At 70.1% G+C, this 2,157-nt stretch carries 3 protein-coding genes; all 3 read left to right on the top strand.

The genetic code is table 11. The annotated features are described in order from the left end of the window. Positions 1–170 precede the first annotated feature (170 nt). From RN901_RS05875 to RN901_RS05865, 3 genes are read left to right on the top strand one after another with little or no spacing between them, the layout of a single operon-like run. On the top strand, positions 171–485 hold the full coding sequence (locus RN901_RS05875) for a hypothetical protein (protein ID WP_310756930.1): 315 nt from the start codon (positions 171–173) through the stop codon (positions 483–485). After that, a complete protein-coding gene (locus RN901_RS05870; RefSeq protein ID WP_310756929.1) occupies positions 482–880 on the top strand; it encodes a hypothetical protein in 399 nt (132 codons plus the stop codon). The genes RN901_RS05875 and RN901_RS05870 overlap by 4 nt, the downstream gene beginning before the upstream one ends. After that, on the top strand, positions 880–2,112 hold the full coding sequence (locus RN901_RS05865) for a site-specific integrase (protein ID WP_310756927.1): 1,233 nt from the start codon (positions 880–882) through the stop codon (positions 2,110–2,112). Before RN901_RS05870 ends, RN901_RS05865 begins: the two co-directional genes overlap by 1 nt. The last annotated feature ends 45 nt before the right edge of the window (positions 2,113–2,157 follow it).

Here is a 2,157-nt window from a genome sequence, read left to right as displayed (position 1 = left end):
GCTGCGCGCCAAGGCGGCCGCCGGGTTCGCCATGCACGCCAACGGACCGGCCGCCCAAGGCATGCTCCGCAAGCTCGGCCTGGGGTCTGGGGACGGCGGATCCTGGCTCAGGGGGCCCGCCGACCGCGATCCGGCGTCCGTCGAACTCTGACCGCAAAGGAGCCACCAGCATGCAGCCCTGGAAGATCAGCGCGGGACTCACCGCCGCGCTCGCCGGATCGGCGTTCCTGCTCGGCGGGTCACGCCTCGACTACCTCGCGCCGCTCTGGCCGCTCATCCTCGCCCGGCACGGCGTCGCGGCGGGACTGCACGCGGCGTTCGCCGTCATGACCGTCGCCGCCGGCATCTACGGCGTCGGCCGAGCGACGGGCCTGGCCGACCTGGGCAGCCGCGTCGATCTCGCCGAACGGTCCGTACGGCGGGGAGACGGGGACCGGGACCTCGCCGACGCGCTGCGCAGGGACGCAGAGGGAGACTGGGAATGAAACGCGTGACCAATCGACCGACCGTCGAGGGCCTGCCCGCCGCCTGGCGCAGACGGGCCAAGTCGCTCCGCAGGTACGGCGGCGAGACCCCGGCCACCGCGATCGAGCGCTGCGCCGACGACCTCGAAGCCACGCTCGTCGAGCGGGACGAGACCACGTTCTCGCTCGTCGAGGCCTCCCGCGAGAGCGGATACTCCGCCGACCACCTCGGACGCCTCGTCCGCGACGGCAAGATCCCCAACGCCGGACGGCCCGGCGCGCCCAGGATCGCGCTCAAGGATCTTCCCCGGAAGGCCCACGCGCCGCGCGGGCCGCGACTGGCGGGGAAGCCCCGGCGCCGCGAGGTTTCCAACAGGCAGATCGTGCGGTCCATCATCGAAAAAGGAATCGAATGATGGCACGCACGAAACGTGGCCGGCGCGTCTACCGCGCCGGCGAGTGGGGCCGGAACCGGGTGCGGGTCTTCCCCGATCCCAAATCCGGCATCATGCAGGTGGAGTGGCGCGAAGGCGGACGCAAGCTGCGCAGGTCGCTGAGGCACCGCGACTGGGCCAGGGCCAAGAAGCAAGCCGACGAGATCGCCGCCGGGATCGCGGAGCCGGTGGCCGCGGACGCCGAGCCCGAGCCGCTCGCCCTCAAGACGCTGTTTGAAATCTACGGTGAGGAGGTGACGCCCACCAAGGCGAAAGGGTCGCGGAAGTACGACCGGGCCACGATGAGGATGTTCCTCCGGTTCTTCGGAAGCCACCGCAAGGCCGCGACGCTCTCGCAGCGCGACTGGGACCGCTTCATCCGGGCACGCCGCGCGGGCAAGGCGGGGCGGAGCGGCAAACCCGCCGCCGACCGGACCATCCAGCAGGACCTCAAGCTGTTGCTCGCCATCCTCAACTGGGCTGCGCGGTCGAGGGACGAGGAGGGAAGGTTTCTCCTCGAATCGAATCCGCTCCGGGGCCTCAAGGCTCCGTCCGAGAAGAATCCGACCCGGGTGGTGCTCACCCAGGCCGAGTACGAGGCGTTGCTCCGCGTGGCCGGCGAGGTGGAGTGGCGGTTCCGGGTGGCGCTCGTGCTCGCGCACGAAACGGGCCACCGGATCGGGGCGATCCGCCAGCTCCGCTGGTCCGACATCGACCTCGACTCCCGAATGATCCGGTGGCGCGGCGAGCACGAGAAGACGGGGTACGAGCACCGGACGCCGATCACCGCCATCGCACAGGCCGTTCTGGTCGAGGCGCGGAGGCACAACCCCGGGATCGGGGACGCGCCCGTGATGCCGGCGCCGAAGGATCCGTTCGCGTGCATGAGCCGCTCGCTCGCGCGCGACTGGTGGACGAAGGCCGAGCGGCGCGCAGGACTCGATCCCAGGTGGGGGCGCGGCTGGCATTCGCTGAGGCGGAAATTCGCCTCCGACCTCATGGACCTGCCGCTCAAGGTCCTCTGCGATCTGGGCGGCTGGAAGACCGCCCAGACGGTCCTCAAATGCTACCAGCGGCCCGACGAGGACCGGCTCAGGAAGGCTCTGGAGACGTACCGGGGGGGCGGCTCCGGGTCCCCAAATCCTCTCCAATTGGAGAGGATAATTGGAGAGGATCGGACCCACGAATCGCGTAAGTCCAATGGGCCTGGGTAGATTCGAACTACCGACCTCACGCTTATCAGGCGTGCGCTCTAACCA

Origin of the sequence: Candidatus Palauibacter soopunensis, from assembly GCF_947581735.1 — a bacterium.
In the GTDB taxonomy this organism is placed as follows: domain Bacteria; phylum Gemmatimonadota; class Gemmatimonadetes; order Palauibacterales; family Palauibacteraceae; genus Palauibacter; species Palauibacter soopunensis.
The sequence above is the reverse complement of the archived record's forward strand: the minus strand, read 5'-3'. Positions and strand labels throughout refer to the sequence as shown.

Bases quoted from the DNA above. Each gene is read 5' to 3' on its own strand.
- RN901_RS05875 (WP_310756930.1), top strand. From the start codon at position 171: ATGCAGCCCTGGAAGATCAGCGCGGGACTCACCGCCGCGCTCGCCGGA.
- RN901_RS05870 (WP_310756929.1), top strand. From the start codon at position 482: ATGAAACGCGTGACCAATCGACCGACCGTCGAGGGCCTGCCCGCCGCC.
- RN901_RS05865 (WP_310756927.1), top strand. From the start codon at position 880: ATGGCACGCACGAAACGTGGCCGGCGCGTCTACCGCGCCGGCGAGTGG.